Here is an 18,091-nt window from a genome sequence, read left to right on the forward strand (position 1 = left end):
ACTCCTCGGTGACGGAGAAGTCCTCACGCAGCCGCAGCGCACCGATCTGCACGATCTCACGAAGCTGCCCCGGTGCCGCCCAGTCCCGCTGCGCCCCCGCCATTACGTGAACTCAAGGTCGAACACGACGAACGTACGCAAGGCGTCTCCCTCTGGCCACGGTCGCCGCACGGCCACTCCGCGTGACGGCCGACGTGCCCGTCATGCGCCGGGAACAGCTGCTTCTCCTGCGTCCAGGACCAGCACCGCGACGTGCAGGGACGTGCGCTGCAGACCTGATTCCAGGTCGCAGCCGAGGAGCCGTTCGATGGTGTGGAGGCGCTGGTAGTACGCCTGCCGGGACATGCCGGCGCGTTTCGCCGCGTCCGACTTGTTCCCGGCCGCCGCCAGATAGGCGCGCAGTGCCGAGAGCAGATCGCCGCTGTTGCGGTCGTCGTGCTCGATGAGGCGGGTCAGTTGCCGTTCCGCGTACCGCTGCAGACGGGTGTCCTCCCGCAGGACGCCCAGCAACTCCGGCAGCCGGACGTCGGCGGGGACGTAGAACCACCGCTCCGGGGAAGCCGGTGTGATGGCCTCGGCCGTCTGCTCCGCCTCCTGCCACGACCGGGCGATCCCGGCAAGGTCGGTCACCCCGGGGCCGACGGCGACGACGGCCTCCGGTCCGAGCTCCTCCCGGGTCAGACGGCCGATCCGCTCGGCGACCGGCTGCCAGGCGCTCGCCTGTGCCAGTGCCAGAAGTACGCCGATCCGGCCCGGGGCCGTCTCGCCGACCAGGGCGCGGACGCCGGTCTGCGCCAGCGCCTTCGCGATCCGTTCGTCGAGGTGCTCACTCTCGGTGCCGGTGTGCGTGTGGCGGATGACCAAGGCGAAGAGCCGGTGCCCGAAGGCCGGGAGCCCCAGCGCCTCGGCGCGGGCGCGCGCGTCCGCAGGAGAGCGGAAACGCCGTTCGTACAGGTCCCGCAGTACGGAGCGGTGGGCCCGGCGCTCCCACCAGGCCGGCCCGGCCAGGCGCGCCATGGTCAGCGCGACCGCCGCATGCTCCAGCACCAGGACGTGTTCCGGGTCGGGCTCGGCGTTCAGCCGGCCCTCCAGCAGGACCAGCCGCCCCCACAGCCCGTGGTGGTCCTGCACCGGCGCGATCAGCCACCCCTCCGGGCCGCTCGGCGTGATCCTCTCCGGCGTCGGGGCGGCCCGCGAACGCCGCGACCAGGCCGACACCACCGGCTCGTACGGCCGGCCGAGCAGCTCGCACATCAGGACCCGGTGGGTGAGATCCTCCAGCACCACGGGGGCTCCGGTGAGCTCTGCGGTGGTGCGCACCAGTTCCTCGGGGTCCGCGCCCCGCAGGGTCAGGGCGGTGAAGATGTCCTGGATCTCCCTCCCGCGACGCAGCAGGGCCCCCTGGGCGTCAAGGATGAGCGCGTGCACCGTCTGCGTGACGTCGATGAACCGGACGCCACGGGCCAGCTCGACCAGCGGCACTTCACGGGCACGGCACGCCGCCACCAGCTCTTCGGGCACCTTCCGGTACCGGTAACCGAGCTCCACGATCAGACCGGCCGCGCCGACGTCGGCGAGCTGGTCGACGTAGCCACGCAGCTCGGAGGCGTCCTCGGGATACGGCATGCCGGTCGTCAGCACCAGCTCGCCGCCCTCCAGGAAATCGGCGGGGTTGAGCAGTTCGGTGACATGCACCCAGCGCACCGCGCTGTCCAGTTGTGACTCACCGGCCAGTACGCGCGGCATCCCTTCGGCGAGCACGGGCAGCCGCAGTACCTCCGTGATGGTGGGGAAGTGCCCGGTTGCGGGGCGTCTGGGCGGCATAGGGGGTGCTTTCATGCGAGGGGATCGGGCTCACCCTCGCACCGGCCACTCACCGTGACAAGAGGGTGGCCGGTGTTTTGTGCAGCCCGGCCGTCCGCAGTGACAGACCGTCTCGAGAAGGCCCCAAGGTGGAACACAGTGTGGGTTGACCTGCAGGTTCCCCCGGGCCGAAAGTGAACGCCATCCCCAGCGGGACCCGAACCGCAAGGATCCGCACGGTGTCCGCACCGTGCTGAGACCCGACTGCCATCCAGACCACACCATCGAAAGGAGCGACCTCATGCGCATCCCGAAGCGCGTCGCCGTGATCGGTGCCGGCAGCATGGGCAGCCAGGCCATGTGGCGACTGGCCGCCCGTGGAGCCGAGGTCATTGGCTACGACCGGTACGCGCCGGGTCACGACCGCGGCGCCGCCGGGGGCGAGACCCGCATCTTCCGAGCCGCCCACCTCGGCGAACCCGGCTACATTCCGCTGCTGCGGCTCGCCGACCGGATGTGGGACCGCCTCCAGGGCGAGACCGGATTCTCGCTGCGACGCCGCAGCGGATGCCTGGTGATGGGCGAAACCGCGTCGCCCTCCATGAGCCTCCTGCTCGCCGCCAGCTCCACCCACCGGCTGGATCACGAGGTACTGGACCGGGAGGAACTCGCCCGCCGCTACCCGCAGCACCGCCTCCCGGACGGGCACACCGCCGTCCTCGACCGGAGGGGCGCCGTCATCAGGCCCGAGGCGACGGTCCAGGCCGCCGCCGCCCGTGCCGAGCAGCTGGGCGCCCGGCTGCACCGCTACACCCCGGTGCGGGAGATCGCGCCCGCGGCAGGCGGCGGGGTGCACATCGTCACCGACCAGGGCACGGATCACGTGGACACCGCGGTGGTGACCGTGGGCCCCTGGATCAACACCCTGCTCCCGGACCTGCCGCGGGCGGTCGACGTCCGCCGACTGATCAGCTCCTGGCACATCCCCACCCGCCACGACTGGTTCGCGGGCGGCGCCCCCGCCTTCGTACGCAGCACACCCCACGACTGCTACGGGCTCCCGTCGCCCGACGGCATGTCGGTCAAGCTGGGCCTCTCCTTCCAGCTGGGCCACCGCGTCGCGCGCCATCTGCCGGTACCCGATCCCGAACGGCTCGACCGGACGGTCCGCCCGGAGGAACTCGCCACCCTCCGCGAGTTCATCAGCGAGCTGATGCCCGATCTGAACCCCGACCCCATCAGGATGTCGGCCTACATGGAGGGCTACACCGACTCCGGCAATCCGCTCGTCGGCCGCCTCCCCGGCGAGGACGACATCATCGTCATGGCCGGCTTCTCCGGCAGCGGCTTCAAACTGTCGCCCGCGATGGGAGAGATCGCCGCCGACCTCGCCCTGAACGGCACCACCGACCATCCCGTCGACTTCCTGGCACCGGCCGGAGCCGGCGCCGTCTGACCCGAAGTCACCTCGCCCCCATGGGGACGTCCGTCACAGATGTGCCGGAAAAGTAGTGACAAATCCTTCATCGCACCCTGTTCCTGCAGTAAAGAATTGGAGCTCTTCCATGCCCATTCCCTCGTTTCAGTTCCGGCCGAAATACGTCTCGTTCGACTGCTACGGCACGTTGGTCGAGTGGCCGATGACCCCCATCACGCGTGAGCTCGTCGGCGACCAGATCCCCGCCGAGCAGTGGGACCAGTTCGTCCGGGAGTTCCGCGGCTACCGCTACGACCAGGTCCGCGGCGAGTACTACCCCTACGAGGAGGTGCTGCAGGACTCCTTCGAGCGGGTCTGCCGCAAGTGGGGTGTGAAGGCGGCGCCGGACGCGGGCAAGCGGTTCGCCGACGGCGTGCGCAGCTGGGGCCCGCACGCCGACGTGCCGGAACCGCTGAAGAAGATGGGCGAGAACTACAAGCTGGTGATCTTCTCCAACGCCGGCGACGCCTTCCTGGAGGAGAGCGTGCCCCGGCTCGGGGCGGACTTCCACGCGGTCTTCACCGCGGAGCAGGCCGGCTACTACAAGCCCCGGTACGCCGCGTTCGAGTACATGCTCGACCAGCTCGACGCCTCCCCCGAGGACTTCGTGCACGTCTCCTCGCACACCCGCTACGACCTGATGCCGATGCACGACATGGGCTTCCGCAACCTGATCCTGCTGGACCGTGGCTGCGACCCGGTCACCCACGGCTACGACTACGTGACCGTGAAGTCGCTGGACGACCTCAACACCATGCTCGGCATCTGACGCGCGACGCACCTCGCCCCGCACGAACACCCCCGAAGGACCCCCACCCCCCACCCCAGCGTTTTCCGTTCCCCCGAATCCACACCCATCACCAGGAGGCGCCCGATGGAAGCCAACCGGATAGGACGCAGAACCGTACTCCGCACCGCAGGCGCGCTGGCCGCCGGCACCGCGGTGACCGGCTGCGGCACCCTCATGGGCACCGGCGAAAGCCGCGGCTCGTCGGGCGGCGGTAAGAAGAGCCTCGTCGTCAGCAACAGCGGCGGCGCCTACAACGATGCTCTGACCAAGGCGATCTACGAGCCGTTCGCCAAGGAGACCGGCATCACGGTCACGACGGTCAACTACCAGTCGGCGCAAATCATCGCCCAGGTCAAGCAGGGCCGTCCGCAGGTGGACCTGATGGACAACACACTGCTGAACTTCCAGAAGATGACGCGGCTGGAGTGTCTGGAGCCGGTGGACCACGACCGGCTGCAGAGTGCCAAGGGCGCCGGGATCGCGGAGCACAACCTGCCGGAGCACGCGGTCGGCAAGAACGTGTGGGCGAGCGTGATGGCCTACCGCACGGACAGCCTCAAGCGTGTCCCGAAGAACTGGGCCGACTTCTGGAACACGGACGCCTTCAGCGGTCCCCGCTCGCTGCAGAGCGCGGAGGCGGACCTGCCGGAGCTGGAGTTCGCGCTGCTCGCCGACGGTGTACCGCTGGACAAGCTGTACCCGCTGGATGTGGACCGGGCGTTCGCGTCGATGTCACGGATCCGCGGTGACGTGAAGAAATTCTGGAACACCGGCGCCCTTCCGGCGGTACTGCTGGGCCGCAAGGAGGTCGTCGCGACCAGCCTGTGGGGCGGTCGCGCGGACGACCTCATCAAGCAGGGGATGCCGGTCGCCTACCAGTGGAACGGCGCCCGCAGGATGACCAACGGCTGGGGCATCCCGAAGGGCGCGGACAACACGGACGCGGCTTACAAGCTGATCGACTTCTCGCTGCGTCCCGAGGTGCAGGCGGCGTTCGCCAAGCTCAGCCCCACCGGCGGCCCGGTCGTCCCGGCGGGGACCAAGCTGCTCTCGGACGACGTCCTGGCCACGCTGCCGACCTCGCCGCAGAACCTCAAGACCGGGTTCGACGCGGATGCGGCCTGGTGGGACAAGAACCGTGACGCCGTCACCAAGCGCTGGCAGGAGTGGGCCGATGCCTGAGCAGACCCAGAGTCTGACCGCCGGAAAGCTGTCCGCCGACGACCTCGCCGCTGCCCTGGCCCTTCGCTCCTCCTCACCGACGGGCAAGTCGCTGTCGGTGACGGGGCTGCGCAAGTCCTACAGCGGGACGACGGTGGTCGACGGTGTGGACATGGAGATCGCGGCGGGTGAGTTCGTCACCTTCCTCGGCGCGTCGGGCTCCGGCAAGACGACCACGCTGATGATGCTCGCCGGGTTCACCGAGCCCGACTCCGGCTCCATCGCAGTGGACGGCCATGACATCACCCGGCTCAATCCGGGCAAGCGTGACTTCGGTTTCGTCTTCCAGCAGTACCTGCTCTTCCCGCACATGACGGTCGCCGAGAACGTCGCCTTCCCCCTGCAACTGCGGGGGGTGGACAAGGCGGAGATCCGCCGCCGGGTCGGGGAGACGCTGGAGGCGGCGGGCCTGTCGAAGTTCGCCGGCCGCAAGCCCCGTGAGCTCTCCGGTGGTCAGCAGCAGCGTGTCGCCCTGTGCCGGGTGCTGGTCTACCGTCCGCCGATCGTGCTGATGGACGAACCGCTGGGTGCATTGGACAAGAAGCTGCGCGACCAGATGCAGACCGAGATCAAGTCCATCCAGCGTGAACTCGGCCTGACCGTCGTCTACGTGACGCACGATCAGGAGGAAGCGCTGGTCCTGTCGGACCGGATCGCCATCATGAAGGACGGCCGTATCGAGCAGTTCGACAGCCCCCGCGGCCTGTTCGAACGCCCCTGCACCCCGTTCGTCGCCGACTTCCTGGGCGCCGCCAACTTCCTCACCGGCAAGGTCGAGGACGGTGGAGCAGATGACTGCACCCAGGTGCGGCTGGACACCGGCGGCGTCCTCACGGCCCGCGCCCACCCCTGCGTGCCCGGACAGAGCGTGCGCGCCGCGGTGCGGCCGGGCAAGCTGCGCCTGGTCAGTGCCGAGGAGGGCTGCTGTACCGGCACGGTCGAGACGGCCGTCTACGTCGGCTCGCTCACCCGGATCACCGTCCGCCTGGACGGGGCCGCTCCGGGGACGCCGCCGCTGCGGATCGAGACCGCCGCCGTCCCGCCGCGTCCCGGCGAGCGGGTGTGTGTCACCGCCGACCGGGACGACGTCAGCCTCTTCGACGCCACGGACGGGGGGTGAGACGTGGCCGGCACCGCTCTCGCACCTACCAAGGTGCGTGTGAAAACGTCCGCGATGCCCGGGCATCGCTCCCGGATCGCCCTGGTCAACGCCGTCCCCGTCACGGTGTTCCTGCTGGTGCTGTTCGTCTACCCGATCATCGGCGTCCTCTCCCTCAGCCTGGAAGGCGACACCGGCGGGTTCACCCTGCACTGGTACGCCGACGCCCTCAGCGGCGTGAACCTGTCCGTGCTGCTCTCCACCTTGCGGATCTCCGCGGAGACCGCGGTGCTCAGTCTCCTGGTGGGTTTTGTCCTGGCGCACGCCATCGCCCGGATGCGGCCCGTCTTCGCCGCGCTGGCGATGTTGATCGTGGTGGTGCCGCACTTCATCAGTGCCCTGGTACGCACCTACGGCTGGATCATCATGCTCGGGGAACACGGCCTCATCAACGCCCTGGCCACCTCCGTGCACGCTCCCGGCGCCCCCTACTCCCTGCTCTACAACGAGATCGGTGTGGTCATCGGCACCACCTCGGTGATGCTGCCCTACACCGTCCTGGTCCTGCAGGGCGTGATGCGGGGCGTCGACGGCCGACTCCTGGCCGCAGCGGCAGGCTTCGGCGCAAGCCGGTTCACCATCTTCCGCAGGATCTACCTGCCGCTGGTCGCGCCCGGTATCGGCACCGCGGGGCTGCTCAGCTTCATCCTGTGCCTGGGCTACTACATCACCCCGGCCCTGATGGGCGGCAACAAGCAGACCGTCGTCGCCGCGCTCATCGACCAGCAGGTGATGAAGCAGGACCAGTGGAACTCGGCCGCCGCCTTCGGCGTCATCCTGCTCCTGCTCACCTTCGCCGGCCTCGGGGTGCTCGGCCTGGCCAAGCTCCGCCGCAAGAAGGCACACGCACGAAGGAGCAGCTCATGATGGAACTGCCCGCCACCCGGGCCGGACACATAGGCCGCGCCCTGAGCGCCACCGCGATCCTGCTGTTCCTGGCGATGCCCATCGTCATCATCCTGGTCACCTCCTTCGGTGCCGACGGCATCGGCACCTTCCCGCCCAAGGAGTACAGCACCCACTGGTACGAGCAGATGGCCGCGCCCGGCGGCAACTGGGCCACCTCCATCGCCCTGTCCAGCCTGGTCGCCGCACTGACCACCGTGTTCTCCCTCATCCTGGGAGCCACCGCCGCCACCGCCCTGGCCCGCGGCCGACTGCCCCTGCACACGGCGGTCTACGGCCTGGTCCTGGCCCCGCTGCTCATCCCCCAGGTGGTCATCGCACTCGGCCTGTTCCTCTTCTTCGAACCGGCCGGCATGCTCGGCAGCCCGCTGGCCATCGCCCTCGGGCACACCGTGCTCGCCGCGCCCATCGCCATCCTCATCATGATCTCCACGCTGAGGGGCATCGACGAGCGGCTGGAGGACGCGGCGGCCAGCATGGGCGCCAGCCGGATGACCATCGCCCGGCGCATCACCTTCCCTCTGGCCACACCCGGCCTCATCGCCGCCGCCGTGTTCTCCTTCATCACCAGCTTCGACGAGTTCTTCATCGCCCAGTTCATGTCGACGCCCGACACCCGCACCCTGCCGGTCCTGGTCTTCAACGCCCTCCAGTTCGACGTCGACCCGACCGTCACCGCCGTCAGCGCCGTGCTCATCGCCCTGGCCGTCCTCGCCCTCGCCCTGGTCGCCCTCGTCCGCAAACTCGGCGGCCACCGAGGCGGCCAGAACGTCCTCCCCGTCGAACCCCTCACCTGAGCCGTGCGCCGGCACGGGCCGCGCTACCGCTGACAGCGCCGTCGGCCGGGCCCCTGGTGGCCGGGCCGCGCCCCCTTCGAAACTCCCCGCAGAGGACCCGAAATGAAGACGATTCCCTACTGGATAGAAACCGCTGGGGTGTTTCCCGACCGGTCCGGCAAGCCGCTGACCGAGGACACCGACCTGGTGGTCGTCGGCGCCGGCCTGACGGGGCTGTCCACCGCCCTGCACGCCGCCCGCAAGGGTGCCCGTGTCACCCTCGTCGAGAAGGGCCAGATCGGTTCCGGTGCCTCAGCGCGCAACGGAGGCATGGCGAACCTGGGCTTCACGATCGGCGTGAGCCAGGCCATCCGCCGGTACGGAATCGAACGGGCCCGCGAGATCTACAACTCCTACGGCGAAGCCGTCGACACTGTCGAGCGGCTCGTGACCGAGGAGTCCATCGACTGCCAGTTCCGCCGCGTCGGACGCCTGGGCGTCGCGTCCCGCCCCGCCCACTTCGAAGGCAAGAAGGCCCAACAGCGCGACCTGGCCAAGCACTTCGGACACGAGACCACACTGATCGGCAAGTCCGAGCTGCGTTCCGAGATCGGATCCGACGCCTACCACGGCGGCCTGCTCGACCCGTTCAGCGCCGCACTGCACGTCGGCCGCTTCGTGCGCGGCATGGCCGAGGCGTGCGAGCGCACCGGTGTCGAGATCCACGAGCGCAACGCTGCCATCGGCGTGCGGCGTACCGCAGCCGGCCGGTTCGAGGTCAGCACCGAGCGCGGTGTGATCCGCGCCGGGCAGGTCATGATGGCCACCGACGCCTACACCGACAAGAACTTCCCGTGGCTGCGCCGCCAGCAGGTCTGCCTGGGCAGCTTCATCATCGTGACCGAGCCGCTCGGCGAGGAGCTCGCCCGGGACATCATCCCGAAGGCCCGCCTCATCGTCGACTCCAACCAGGTCTGCCACTACTTCCGGCTCACCCCGGACAACCGGCTGCTGTTCGGCGGCCGCGCCCGCTTCGCACCGTCCGACCCCACCTCGGACAAGAAGAGCGGGGCCGTCCTGTTCCGTGAGATGTGCGAGATCTTCCCCCAACTCGCCCGGACGAAGGTCGAGTACGTGTGGGGCGGCTCCGTCGGCTTCGCGATGGACCGCATCGTGCACGCCGGGCAGACCGAGGACGGCGTCTACTACTCCATGGGATACGCGGGCCACGGCGTGCAGATGGCCACGCACATGGGGCAGGTCATGGCCGAGGTGATGGACGGCCGCCCCGAGGTCAGCCCCGTCCGCGACCTGGCCCCGCCCCGCATCCCCCTCTACAACGGCACTGCCTGGTTCCTGCCCTTCGCGGGCGCCTACTACAAGACGCTGGACCGCATCCGCTGACCGGTCGGCAGCCCCCTACTACACATACAGAAGGAGATACCCACGATGACTGTCGTCCGTGATGTTCCCAAGCAGCTGTTCATCGGCGGTGGCTGGCAGGACGCGGAGTCCGGCCGGACGCTGTCCGTCGACAACCCGGCCACCGGCGAGGAACTGTGCCAGGTCGCCGACGCCTCACCCGCCGACGGCCGGCGTGCCGTCGAGGCGGCGGTCGCCGCGCAGGCCGCCTGGGCCGCCACCGCGCCCCGGGTGCGCAGCGAGATCCTGCGCCGCGCCTACGACATCATCATCGCGCGCACCGAGGACCTCGCGCTGCTGATGACCCTGGAGATGGGCAAGCCCCTGGCCGAGGCGCGGGCCGAAGTCGCCTACGCGGCCGAGTTCTTCCGCTGGTTCTCCGAGGAAGCCGTCCGTATCGACGGCGGGTTGACCACCGCCCCCGACGGCAAGAACCGTCTGCTGGTCACCCGTCAGCCCGTCGGCCCCTGCCTGCTCATCACCCCCTGGAACTTCCCCCTAGCGATGGGCACCCGCAAGATCGGCCCTGCCCTCGCCGCCGGCTGCACCATCGTCCTGAAACCCGCCCCTCAGACCCCTCTGGCCAGCCTCGCCCTGGCGGAGATCCTCACCGAAGCGGGTCTGCCGGCCGGTGTGCTCAACATCGTCGTCACCACCGACGCCGCCGGCGTCGTCGAACCCCTCCTGCGCGGCGGGCAGATCCGCAAACTCTCCTTCACCGGCTCCACCCAGGTCGGCCGGATCCTGCTGGCCCAGTGCGCCGACACCGTCATCCGCACCTCGATGGAACTGGGGGGCAACGCCCCCCTCATCGTCTTCGACGACGCCGACCTCGACGTGGCCGTCGAAGGCACGATGGTCGCCAAGATGCGCAACATGGGCGAGTCCTGCTGCGCCGCCAACCGCATCTACGTCCACACCTCCGTCGCCGAGGAGTTCGCCACCCGCCTCACCGCCCGCATGGCCGCCCTGAAGGTCGGCGACGGCACCGAACCCGGCACCGACGTCGGCCCTCTCATCGACATCGCCGGCCGCAGCAAGGCCCACGACCTGGTGCAGGACGCCGTCAAGCGCGGCGCCACCGTCCTGACCGGCGGTGAACTCCCCGAAGGGCCGGGCTGCTTCTACCCGCCCACCGTCCTCACCGACATCGCCCCCGAGTCGGCGATCATCGACACGGAGATCTTCGGCCCGGTCGCCGCGATCCGTACCTTCGACGAGGAGGACGAGGCCATAGCCGCAGCCAACGACACCGAATTCGGCCTGGCCGCCTACCTGTTCACCCAGAACCTCGACCGCGCCCTGCGCGTCAGCGAACGCCTCGAAAGCGGCATGATCGGCCTCAACACCGGACTGGTCTCCAACCCCGCCGCCCCCTTCGGCGGCGTCAAGCAGTCCGGCCTGGGCCGCGAAGGCGGACGCGTCGGCATCGACGAGTTCCTGGAGTACAAGTACATAGCCGTCCCCGTCGGAGCCTGACATGCCCGACCGACTCGTCGTCCTCTACCGGGGCAACCGGCCCCCCGCCACCGGACTCATCGAACGCCTCGCGGACACCGTCTACGCCACCGAGGAGGAACTGCCCTACCTCCTCCCCGGCGCCGACGCCCTCCTGGCCTGGGTGACCATCACCCCCGCCATCCGCGAAGCCTGGCCCGACGACCCGGAGAAGGCACCCCGCTGGGTCCACGCGTCCTCCGCGGGCGTGGACTCCTTCCTGTTCCCCGCCCTGGTGAACGATCCGGGCGTTGTCCTGACCAACGCCCGCGGGGTCTACGACCAGCCGACCGCCGAATACGTCCTCGGCCTGATCCTCGCCCTCGCCAAGGACTTCCCCGGCACCTGGGAGCACCAGCAGCGCCGCGAGTGGCGTCCGCGCCCCAGCGACGGCATCACCGGACGCACCGTGCTGGTCTGGGGGACGGGGCCGATCGGCCGGGCCATCGCCCGGCTGCTGCGCGCCGTCGGGATGCGTGTGTGCGGCGCGGGCCGCAAGGCCCGCACGGACGACCCCGACTTCGGCACGGTCCACGGTGCGACGACCCTGCGCTCCGCCCTGACGGAAGCGGACTACGTCGTCCTGTCCGCACCCCTCACCCAGGACACCCGGGGCATGGTCGACGCCCCCGTGCTCGCCGCCATGAAGCCGGGGGCGCGACTGATCAACGTAGGCCGGGGCGGACTCGTCGACGAGGAGGCGCTCGTCGACCACCTCGCCGCCGGACGGCTCGCCGGCGCAGCCCTGGACGTGTTCGCCCAGGAACCGCTGCCTGCCGAATCACCCCTGTGGGACATGCCCGGCGTGATGATCTCCCCGCACACGGCGGGCGAGACCACCAGCGAGCGGGATGCGCTCGTCGAGGTGTTCCTCGACAACCTCACCCGGCACATGGAGGGCCGACCGCTGCGCAACGTGGTGGACAAGCGGCGCGGATACGTGGTCGACGAGACGCACCCCGCCTGAGGGCGAGTAGCAAGCGCCCCGGCCGGTAACTCCTACCGGCCGGGGCGGCGTGCTACTCGGGTGCGTCGCCGCTGTCCGGGATGCGGCGCTGCGTGCGCCCAACCCGGTGGTCCCGGTCACGCTCACCGAGCGATGAGTTCCCGCGGTGCCGGGAGTCCTACGGGGGCGAATGCTGGTGGTTGAGCGAAGGAGAAGCCAATGAACAACGGTGTCTGGCCGATGGTGCATGCGGAGCGTGCGGCGTTGATCGATGACCTCGCGCACCTTGATGACGAGCGGTGGGGGCAGCCGTCGCTGTGTGAGGGGTGGACCGTGCATGACGTGGCCGCCCATCTGGTCGACACGGCTCGGACGACACGCATTGGTTTCGTGGTCGGCCTTGTCCGGGACCGGTTCGACTTCCACCGTCAGAACGCACGCGGTGTGGAACGCGAGCGTGGCGCCTCACCGCAGGAGACGTTGCAGCGGCTTCGTCAGGTGGCGTCGCGGAGGTCGACCCCTCCGGCACCCCTGGACAGCCGGTTCGTCGAGGAAGTCGTCCACGGTGAGGACATCCGCAGGCCGTTGGGGCTCACCCGCTCCTACCCGCCGGAGGCTGTCGCCCGATCGCTGCGCCTGCAGGCTCGTACTCCTGCGTCTTTCGGCGGAGCCAAGGAGCTGACAGCCCGTGTCCGGCTCACAGCAGTGGACGCCGACCTGTGCATCGGAGACGGTCCGGAAGTCAGGGGACCCGCGCTTTCCTTGCTGCTGGCCGTCTCCGGGCGACGGGTGGCGCTGGAGGAGCTTGACGGGCCGGGAATCGCCGCGCTCGTGGCACAGGACCGGTGACGCTGGATTGCGGGTTCAGCTCGCGGGCTGGGACTTCTTGTCCCAGCTGTCGGTTCGGATGCCTTTGCGGGTCATGCGCTTGGTCATCAGCGTGATGAGTGACAGTTCCGGTGAGCCTCGGAATGCTGCGGGAGGGGTTCGTAATCTCGCGCGTTGCGACGGGCGTTCTCACCGCCGAGGGCCTGATCGGGTTCTTGGCATGCGGACGTAGGGCGAATCCCTTGGTCCGCGAAGCTTCGGCCATCCGCGAGACGTTTCTGTCCAGAACGTCCGTATCGACGACGAGCGCCGACGTGGCCAGCCCATCGGGCAGCAGTATCGCCATCTCTTGCCTCCCACCATGGAACGAGTCGAGATGATCACGGCAGGTCCCCGGACCGGGCTGCAGGGCCATCGCCCCAGATTGGGCGTACCGATCGAGACATGCTGTTACGCATGGGCGAGCCTCGGACCGTCCCGCTGACCATACTGACCAGCATGGCCACCTATGACACGCTCGGCGCAACATATGCCCGGACTCGACAGCCTGATCCGCGGATCGCCGCGCGAATCCACGCTGCACTCGGGAACGTCACAGACGTGATCAACGTGGGAGCGGGCAGCGGCTCATACGAACCGCCGCAGACGGTCCTCGCGGTCGAACCCAGCCAGGTCATGCTTGCCCAGCGTCCGCCCGGATCCGCGCCCGCTGTGCGGGCGGTCGCAGAACACCTCCCGCTGCCTGACAACGCCGCCGATACCGTCATGGCAGTGCTGACTGTCCACCACTGGTCCGACCTGGCGGCCGGAATCAGAGAACTGCGCCGAGTAGCCCGGCGCAGCGTCGTTGTCCTGACGTGGGATCAGGACATCTTCCGCGAACGGTTCTGGCTCGTACGGGAGTACCTCCCCGAGGCAGCCGCGTTCGACGACACCCGCTCCATCCCGACCGACCAGCTGGTTGACATGCTCGGCGGGGCGCGCCAAGAACCGGTTCTGGTCCCCCACGACTGCACGGACGGATTCGGCGCCGCATTCTGGCGCCGCCCCCACGCCTACCTCGACCCGCAGGTACGCGCGGGGATCTCCATGCTCGCCCAGACCGGCGAGGACGTCATCAGGCCGGGCCTGACCCGGCTCGCGGACGACCTGACGACCGGCCGCTGGCACGCCCGTCACGCCGAGCTGCTCACGCTCGAATCCATCGACGTCGGCTACCGGCTCCTGGTGACCGACCTCTGACCCACGCACGTGACACAAAGAACGGCTGCCAACGACAACCCATCTCGCACCTGCCCATTGCGGAGACGGTCGAACGCCTGGGCCTCATGCCTGGATCGACCATCAGCCCGGACTAGGCGAGGCTTGCAGCGGACAGGCATCGCGAACTCGCGGAGACATTCAGGCGGGTCTGCCGCGACCGGCTCGACCCCGCGCACCTCCGGCCTGGAAGCCGACCGTTGTCGAGCCGGGCGAAGCCGTCCCGCCGGGAGACGGCGACCGGTCAGTCGCAGAAGGCCTTGTCCAGGAGCGCGTCGACGACGTCGTCGGGGTCTGCGCGGAAGTCGGGGGTGAGCGCGACCGTGACCTGGCGGCGCCGGTCCTGCGTGGAGAACGACCAGGACTGGTACGCCAGGGCATCGCCGTCGTTGCCGTACACACGGACCCCGCACGAGGTGTCCTGCCAGGCCAGCCCCAGCCCGTACTTCCTGCCCCCGACACCTGGTGTCTTCATTTCGTCGAGCAGGTGCCCCGGCAGGAGGCGTCCGCCGAGCAGTGCGGCGATGAACCGGTTGAGATCCCTTGTCGTGGACGTTATCTCGCCACCCGCGCCCATCACCGACGGATTCATCTCCGTGTAGTCGACCAGGCGCGTCCTGCCGTCCTGCTCGATCGGCACGTAGCCGTGCGGATGCGGCCCGCGAATGCGCGGGGACGTCCCCGGCAGCGAGGTGTCGCGCAGCCGCAACGGCCGGATGACCCGGCGCTCGATCTCCTCGCCGTACGACCGGCCGGTCACCTCCTCGACGATCTGGCCGAGGAGCAGGTAGCCGGTGTTCGAGTACGCGTAGTCCGAGCCCGGCGGGTCGAACGACGGCGGGTTGGCCACCGCGCGCCGAACCTGCTCGGCTGCCGTCCAGGTCCGCCACCGGTTGTCCATAAACTCAGGATCCGGGGGCATCGGCAGCGTGCGCTTGAAGTCGTACAACCCACTCGTGTGGTTGAGCAGTTGCCGCACGGTGATGCGATCACCGTTGGGGACGGCCCCGGGCAGCCACGCTTCGACCGTGTCGTCCAGCCGCAGCCGGCCTTCCCCGACGAGTTGCAGAGCGACGGTGGCGACGAACGTTTTCGTAATGCTGCCCACCCGGAAGTGGCCGTGGACCGGGACCGCCCGCGTCGTACCCCGTTCGGCGACCGCGCTGGTGCCTCGCCACACGCCGTGTTCGTCACGTACTTCCACCAGCGCGCCCACCGCGCCGGTGGCTACGACGTCGTCGAGGCGTTGCTGCAGCCCGGCGCGATCCGCATCCTCGGGCGTGGCAAGGGCAGCGGCCGACGCCGCCATCACCGCCAAGGTTGTCGTCGCGGTCACCAGCGCCCGATGTACTCGCTTCATCCCGTCCGCCCGGTGAGCGGTTCGTCAAGGACGACCCTCACGGAGCAGGGGGCCATGCGCCCGCTACTGCCCCACGCCCTGGAATGCGCTACAGCCGTTGTCACAGCCAGTCTCCTCATCAGAGTCCACGGTGCGGTCCGCCCCGGACGCAAGCAGCTTGCTGGAGGAGTTGGGCAGCCGCGATGGGGCTTGTCGCCGTATCCGGCCGGGGGTTTTCCTCACCCCGCCGCGTCGGGCTGACGACCGCAGAGGAGCACACCATGGACGCGCGCCTGAACTACTACGCCGACCCGACGGCCGGCAAGGCCCTCAAGTACTTCAGTACTTCATGTCGGCGGGCAGAACGCTGACGGACTCGCCGCTGCCGGCCACGACGCAGGAATGGGTCCTGCGCGTGGACGGCACGTCCTGGACCCACCGCCCATACGGACGCTCTCATACGGCGTGATCGATGCCGGTGGGCGAGGCTGAATCCGCATGCGCAGCGCAGGCGCCCGCACGGCCTCGGGCTGCCCTGTTCCATGAACCACGGGCTCGGGGTTTGGGAGTGAGTACCGTATGGCTCGTCACAGCGGCAAGGCGACCGTCTCGGCCCTCGTAGCCGCAGCCATGGTGGCGGCCGCCGGCTGCACATCGAGCGAAACATCGAAGGTCAGGGCCGCGGGCGTGGCGGAGACGTCTGAGGCGGGCTCGGTGCAGGCCGACCGGGTGAGGTGCAGGGAAGCGACGAAGACCGCCTGCTACACGGCCGACCAGCTGCGCACCGCGTACGGCATCGACGAGCTGGCCAGGAAGGGCATCACGGGCAGGGGCCGCACCATCGCGATCATCGACCCGATCGGGGCCCCCAACGCCGCCAAGGATCTGGAGACGTTCAGCAAGAAGACGGGGCTGCCTGAGGCGGACCTGAAGATCGTCAACCACAAGCCGGACTCCGGGACCGCGGCCCCCTTCGACTGGAGCGACGACATCATGGCCAACAGTGCTCGGGAAGTGACCATGGACCTCCAGGCGGCGCATGCCATGGCCCCCGACGCCAAGCTGGTTCTGCATCAGATGGGAGCCGACCCCGACGACGTCGACGACCAGATCTCCCCGGACGCCCTCGTGCAACTGATCGAGGTGCTGGGCGACATCACCGACAACAAAGCCGACGTGGTCTCGCTCAGCCTGGGCTTCCCCGAAGTGGGCCCGAACGTCAAAGGCTACGATCGCCTGTACAAGCAGGTCACCGAACTCTTCCGGGAGATGAACAAGGAAGGCATCACGGTCGTCGCGTCATCGGGCGACAGCGGTGTCTACGACCCGAACGCGTCGGGCGGCGACACCAAGGTCCGCACAGTCGACTGGCCCTCCAGCGACCCGAATGTCACCGCCGTCGGCGGCACGCGCCTCTCCCTCGACGACAACGGCAACCGGACGGCACCGGACACGGTGTGGAACGACAGCGTCGGCGCACCCGGCGGCGGCAGGTCCGCGGTGTTCGGCCGACCCGACTACCAGGCCGAGGGGCTGGTCGCCGATGCCGCCCAGGGCCGCCGGGCCGTCCCGGACGTGTCCCTATCCGCCTCGGCGTCGGCCAGCACGATGATCTACATCACCACCGACAAGGGCGGTTCCTGGGAGCCGCTGGGCGGCACCAGTCTGGCCGCCCCTCTGTTCGCAGGCATCGTCGCGCTGGCCGCGCAGGAGACGGGCACGGGCTTGGGCCATGTGAACCCCCGCCTGTACTCCATGGCACCGGCGCCCCGGGCCGGCGAGAGGGCCGGCGTCATCGACATCACCTCCGGCATCAACGGCGAGGGCGGCTTCCCGGCCGGTGAGGGTTACGACCTGGCCAGCGGACTCGGCACGGTGGATGCCGCCCGACTCGTTCCGGCCCTGGCACAGAAGAGTTGAGGGCGTGCGCAGGTGCGGCACGATCCTGCGCCTGAGCCGTGCCGATCACCTTGCTGCTGTCGACGGCGGCAGACTCTACGCCGTGGCCTGCCAGGACACGGTGACGACATGGCGAGCGGTCCCGGGGGCCAGGGCCGGGGCGAAGCACACGCTGGCTCAGTGGGTGAGGTGTGCGGCGATGACGACGTTGCCGTTGTACTGCCCGCGCTTCGTGTCGAAGCCACCGCCGCACGTGATGAGACGAAGCTCCGGGTGCCCGGTGTCGGCATAGACCTTGTCGTCGGGGAAGTTGTCTGCGTCGTAGACGTCGACGGCGTCGATGGTGAAGTGCGCGGTGGTTCCGTCTGCGCGCGGAACGTCAACCGTCATGCCGGGTTCGAGTGCGCCGAGGTTGTAGAAGACAGCGGGGCCGCTGGGGACGTCGACATGTCCGGCGATGACGGCGGTGCCCTGGGCACCGGGTGCGGGGCCCTCGGCCCACCATCCGGCCAGGGTCTTGTCGGTTTCGGGTGGTGCGGCCAGGCGTCCGCTGTCCTCGAGTTCCAGGCCCATCAGCGGCGCATCGACATTGATGGCGGGGATGACCACGCGCACGGGCCTGGATGCCGGCATCGGCGGCGCGGCCTTCTCCACACCGCTCTTCGCGAGTGCTGCGGTACCGCTTGCCTGCGGGTTTTCCGGCTGAGGTGGACCTGAGAGCGGACGTCCGACAACGGTCACAGCGACCATGACGATCGCGGCGATGAG

Annotated in this window: 15 protein-coding genes and 1 pseudogene; 12 read left to right on the top strand and 4 right to left on the bottom strand. The window is 69.3% G+C overall.

The features are described from left to right. Nucleotides 1-4: 4 nt before the first annotated feature. A pseudogene (locus GAS53_RS56575) lies at nucleotides 5-141 on the bottom strand (exonuclease); the annotation flags it as partial. Between the two features lie 60 nt (nucleotides 142-201). Continuing rightward, nucleotides 202-1,824, bottom strand: coding sequence for a PucR family transcriptional regulator (locus GAS53_RS27955; RefSeq protein WP_151480558.1), 1,623 nt, complete (start codon nucleotides 1,822-1,824; stop codon nucleotides 202-204). Nucleotides 1,825-2,104: 280 nt separating this feature from the next. Here GAS53_RS27955 and solA point away from each other — a divergent pair, with 280 nt between their 5' ends. From solA to GAS53_RS28015, 11 genes are all read left to right on the top strand, one after another. Beyond that, nucleotides 2,105-3,259, top strand: coding sequence for an N-methyl-L-tryptophan oxidase (gene solA / locus GAS53_RS27960; protein ID WP_151480485.1), 1,155 nt, complete (start codon nucleotides 2,105-2,107; stop codon nucleotides 3,257-3,259). Nucleotides 3,260-3,368: 109 nt separating this feature from the next. Beyond that, nucleotides 3,369-4,049, top strand: coding sequence for a haloacid dehalogenase type II (locus GAS53_RS27965; protein ID WP_151480486.1), 681 nt, complete (start codon nucleotides 3,369-3,371; stop codon nucleotides 4,047-4,049). Nucleotides 4,050-4,154: 105 nt separating this feature from the next. Then, on the top strand, nucleotides 4,155-5,252 hold the full coding sequence (locus tag GAS53_RS27970; RefSeq protein WP_192583315.1) for an ABC transporter substrate-binding protein: 1,098 nt from the start codon (nucleotides 4,155-4,157) through the stop codon (nucleotides 5,250-5,252). Then, a complete protein-coding gene (locus tag GAS53_RS27975) occupies nucleotides 5,245-6,411 on the top strand; it encodes an ABC transporter ATP-binding protein (RefSeq protein ID WP_225859123.1) in 1,167 nt (388 codons plus the stop codon). The genes GAS53_RS27970 and GAS53_RS27975 overlap by 8 nt, the downstream gene beginning before the upstream one ends. Nucleotides 6,412-6,450: 39 nt before the next feature. Continuing rightward, complete coding sequence (locus GAS53_RS27980) at nucleotides 6,451-7,317, top strand: ABC transporter permease (protein WP_225859124.1); 867 nt, start codon at nucleotides 6,451-6,453, stop codon at nucleotides 7,315-7,317. Beyond that, nucleotides 7,314-8,153 carry an ABC transporter permease gene (locus GAS53_RS27985; RefSeq protein ID WP_192583316.1) on the top strand — a complete coding sequence of 280 codons (840 nt, stop codon included), beginning with the start codon at nucleotides 7,314-7,316 and terminating at the stop codon, nucleotides 8,151-8,153. Before GAS53_RS27980 ends, GAS53_RS27985 begins: the two co-directional genes overlap by 4 nt. A 102-nt stretch (nucleotides 8,154-8,255) precedes the next feature. After that, entirely contained in the window at nucleotides 8,256-9,536 is a 1,281-nt protein-coding gene (locus tag GAS53_RS27990) for an NAD(P)/FAD-dependent oxidoreductase (RefSeq protein WP_151480487.1), read from the top strand. A gap of 45 nt (nucleotides 9,537-9,581) precedes the next feature. Beyond that, nucleotides 9,582-11,033, top strand: coding sequence for an NAD-dependent succinate-semialdehyde dehydrogenase (locus GAS53_RS27995; RefSeq protein ID WP_151480488.1), 1,452 nt, complete (start codon nucleotides 9,582-9,584; stop codon nucleotides 11,031-11,033). Nucleotide 11,034: 1 nt separating this feature from the next. Continuing rightward, nucleotides 11,035-12,018, top strand: coding sequence for a D-2-hydroxyacid dehydrogenase (locus GAS53_RS28000; protein WP_151480489.1), 984 nt, complete (start codon nucleotides 11,035-11,037; stop codon nucleotides 12,016-12,018). Nucleotides 12,019-12,216: 198 nt separating this feature from the next. Beyond that, entirely contained in the window at nucleotides 12,217-12,846 is a 630-nt protein-coding gene (locus tag GAS53_RS28005) for a maleylpyruvate isomerase family mycothiol-dependent enzyme (protein WP_151480490.1), read from the top strand. Between the two features lie 477 nt (nucleotides 12,847-13,323). Further along, nucleotides 13,324-14,067, top strand: a complete 744-nt coding sequence (locus GAS53_RS28015; protein WP_151480491.1) for a class I SAM-dependent methyltransferase — start codon at nucleotides 13,324-13,326, stop codon at nucleotides 14,065-14,067. A gap of 262 nt (nucleotides 14,068-14,329) precedes the next feature. On the opposite strand, the gene GAS53_RS28020 is transcribed toward GAS53_RS28015, so the two are convergent. Next, nucleotides 14,330-15,421, bottom strand: coding sequence for a serine hydrolase domain-containing protein (locus GAS53_RS28020; protein ID WP_225859125.1), 1,092 nt, complete (start codon nucleotides 15,419-15,421; stop codon nucleotides 14,330-14,332). A gap of 582 nt (nucleotides 15,422-16,003) precedes the next feature. Here GAS53_RS28020 and GAS53_RS28025 point away from each other — a divergent pair. Continuing rightward, nucleotides 16,004-17,344 (top strand): S53 family peptidase, encoded by a 1,341-nt coding sequence (locus tag GAS53_RS28025; protein WP_151480493.1) that lies wholly within the window; start codon nucleotides 16,004-16,006, stop codon nucleotides 17,342-17,344. Between the two features lie 156 nt (nucleotides 17,345-17,500). Here GAS53_RS28025 and GAS53_RS28030 read toward each other — a convergent pair whose 3' ends face one another. After that, complete coding sequence (locus GAS53_RS28030) at nucleotides 17,501-17,956, bottom strand: class F sortase (RefSeq protein ID WP_263974170.1); 456 nt, start codon at nucleotides 17,954-17,956, stop codon at nucleotides 17,501-17,503. Nucleotides 17,957-18,091: the final 135 nt, after the last annotated feature.

Source organism: Streptomyces albicerus (assembly GCF_008905045.1).
In the GTDB taxonomy this organism is placed as follows: Bacteria; Actinomycetota; Actinomycetes; order Streptomycetales; family Streptomycetaceae; genus Streptomyces; species Streptomyces albicerus.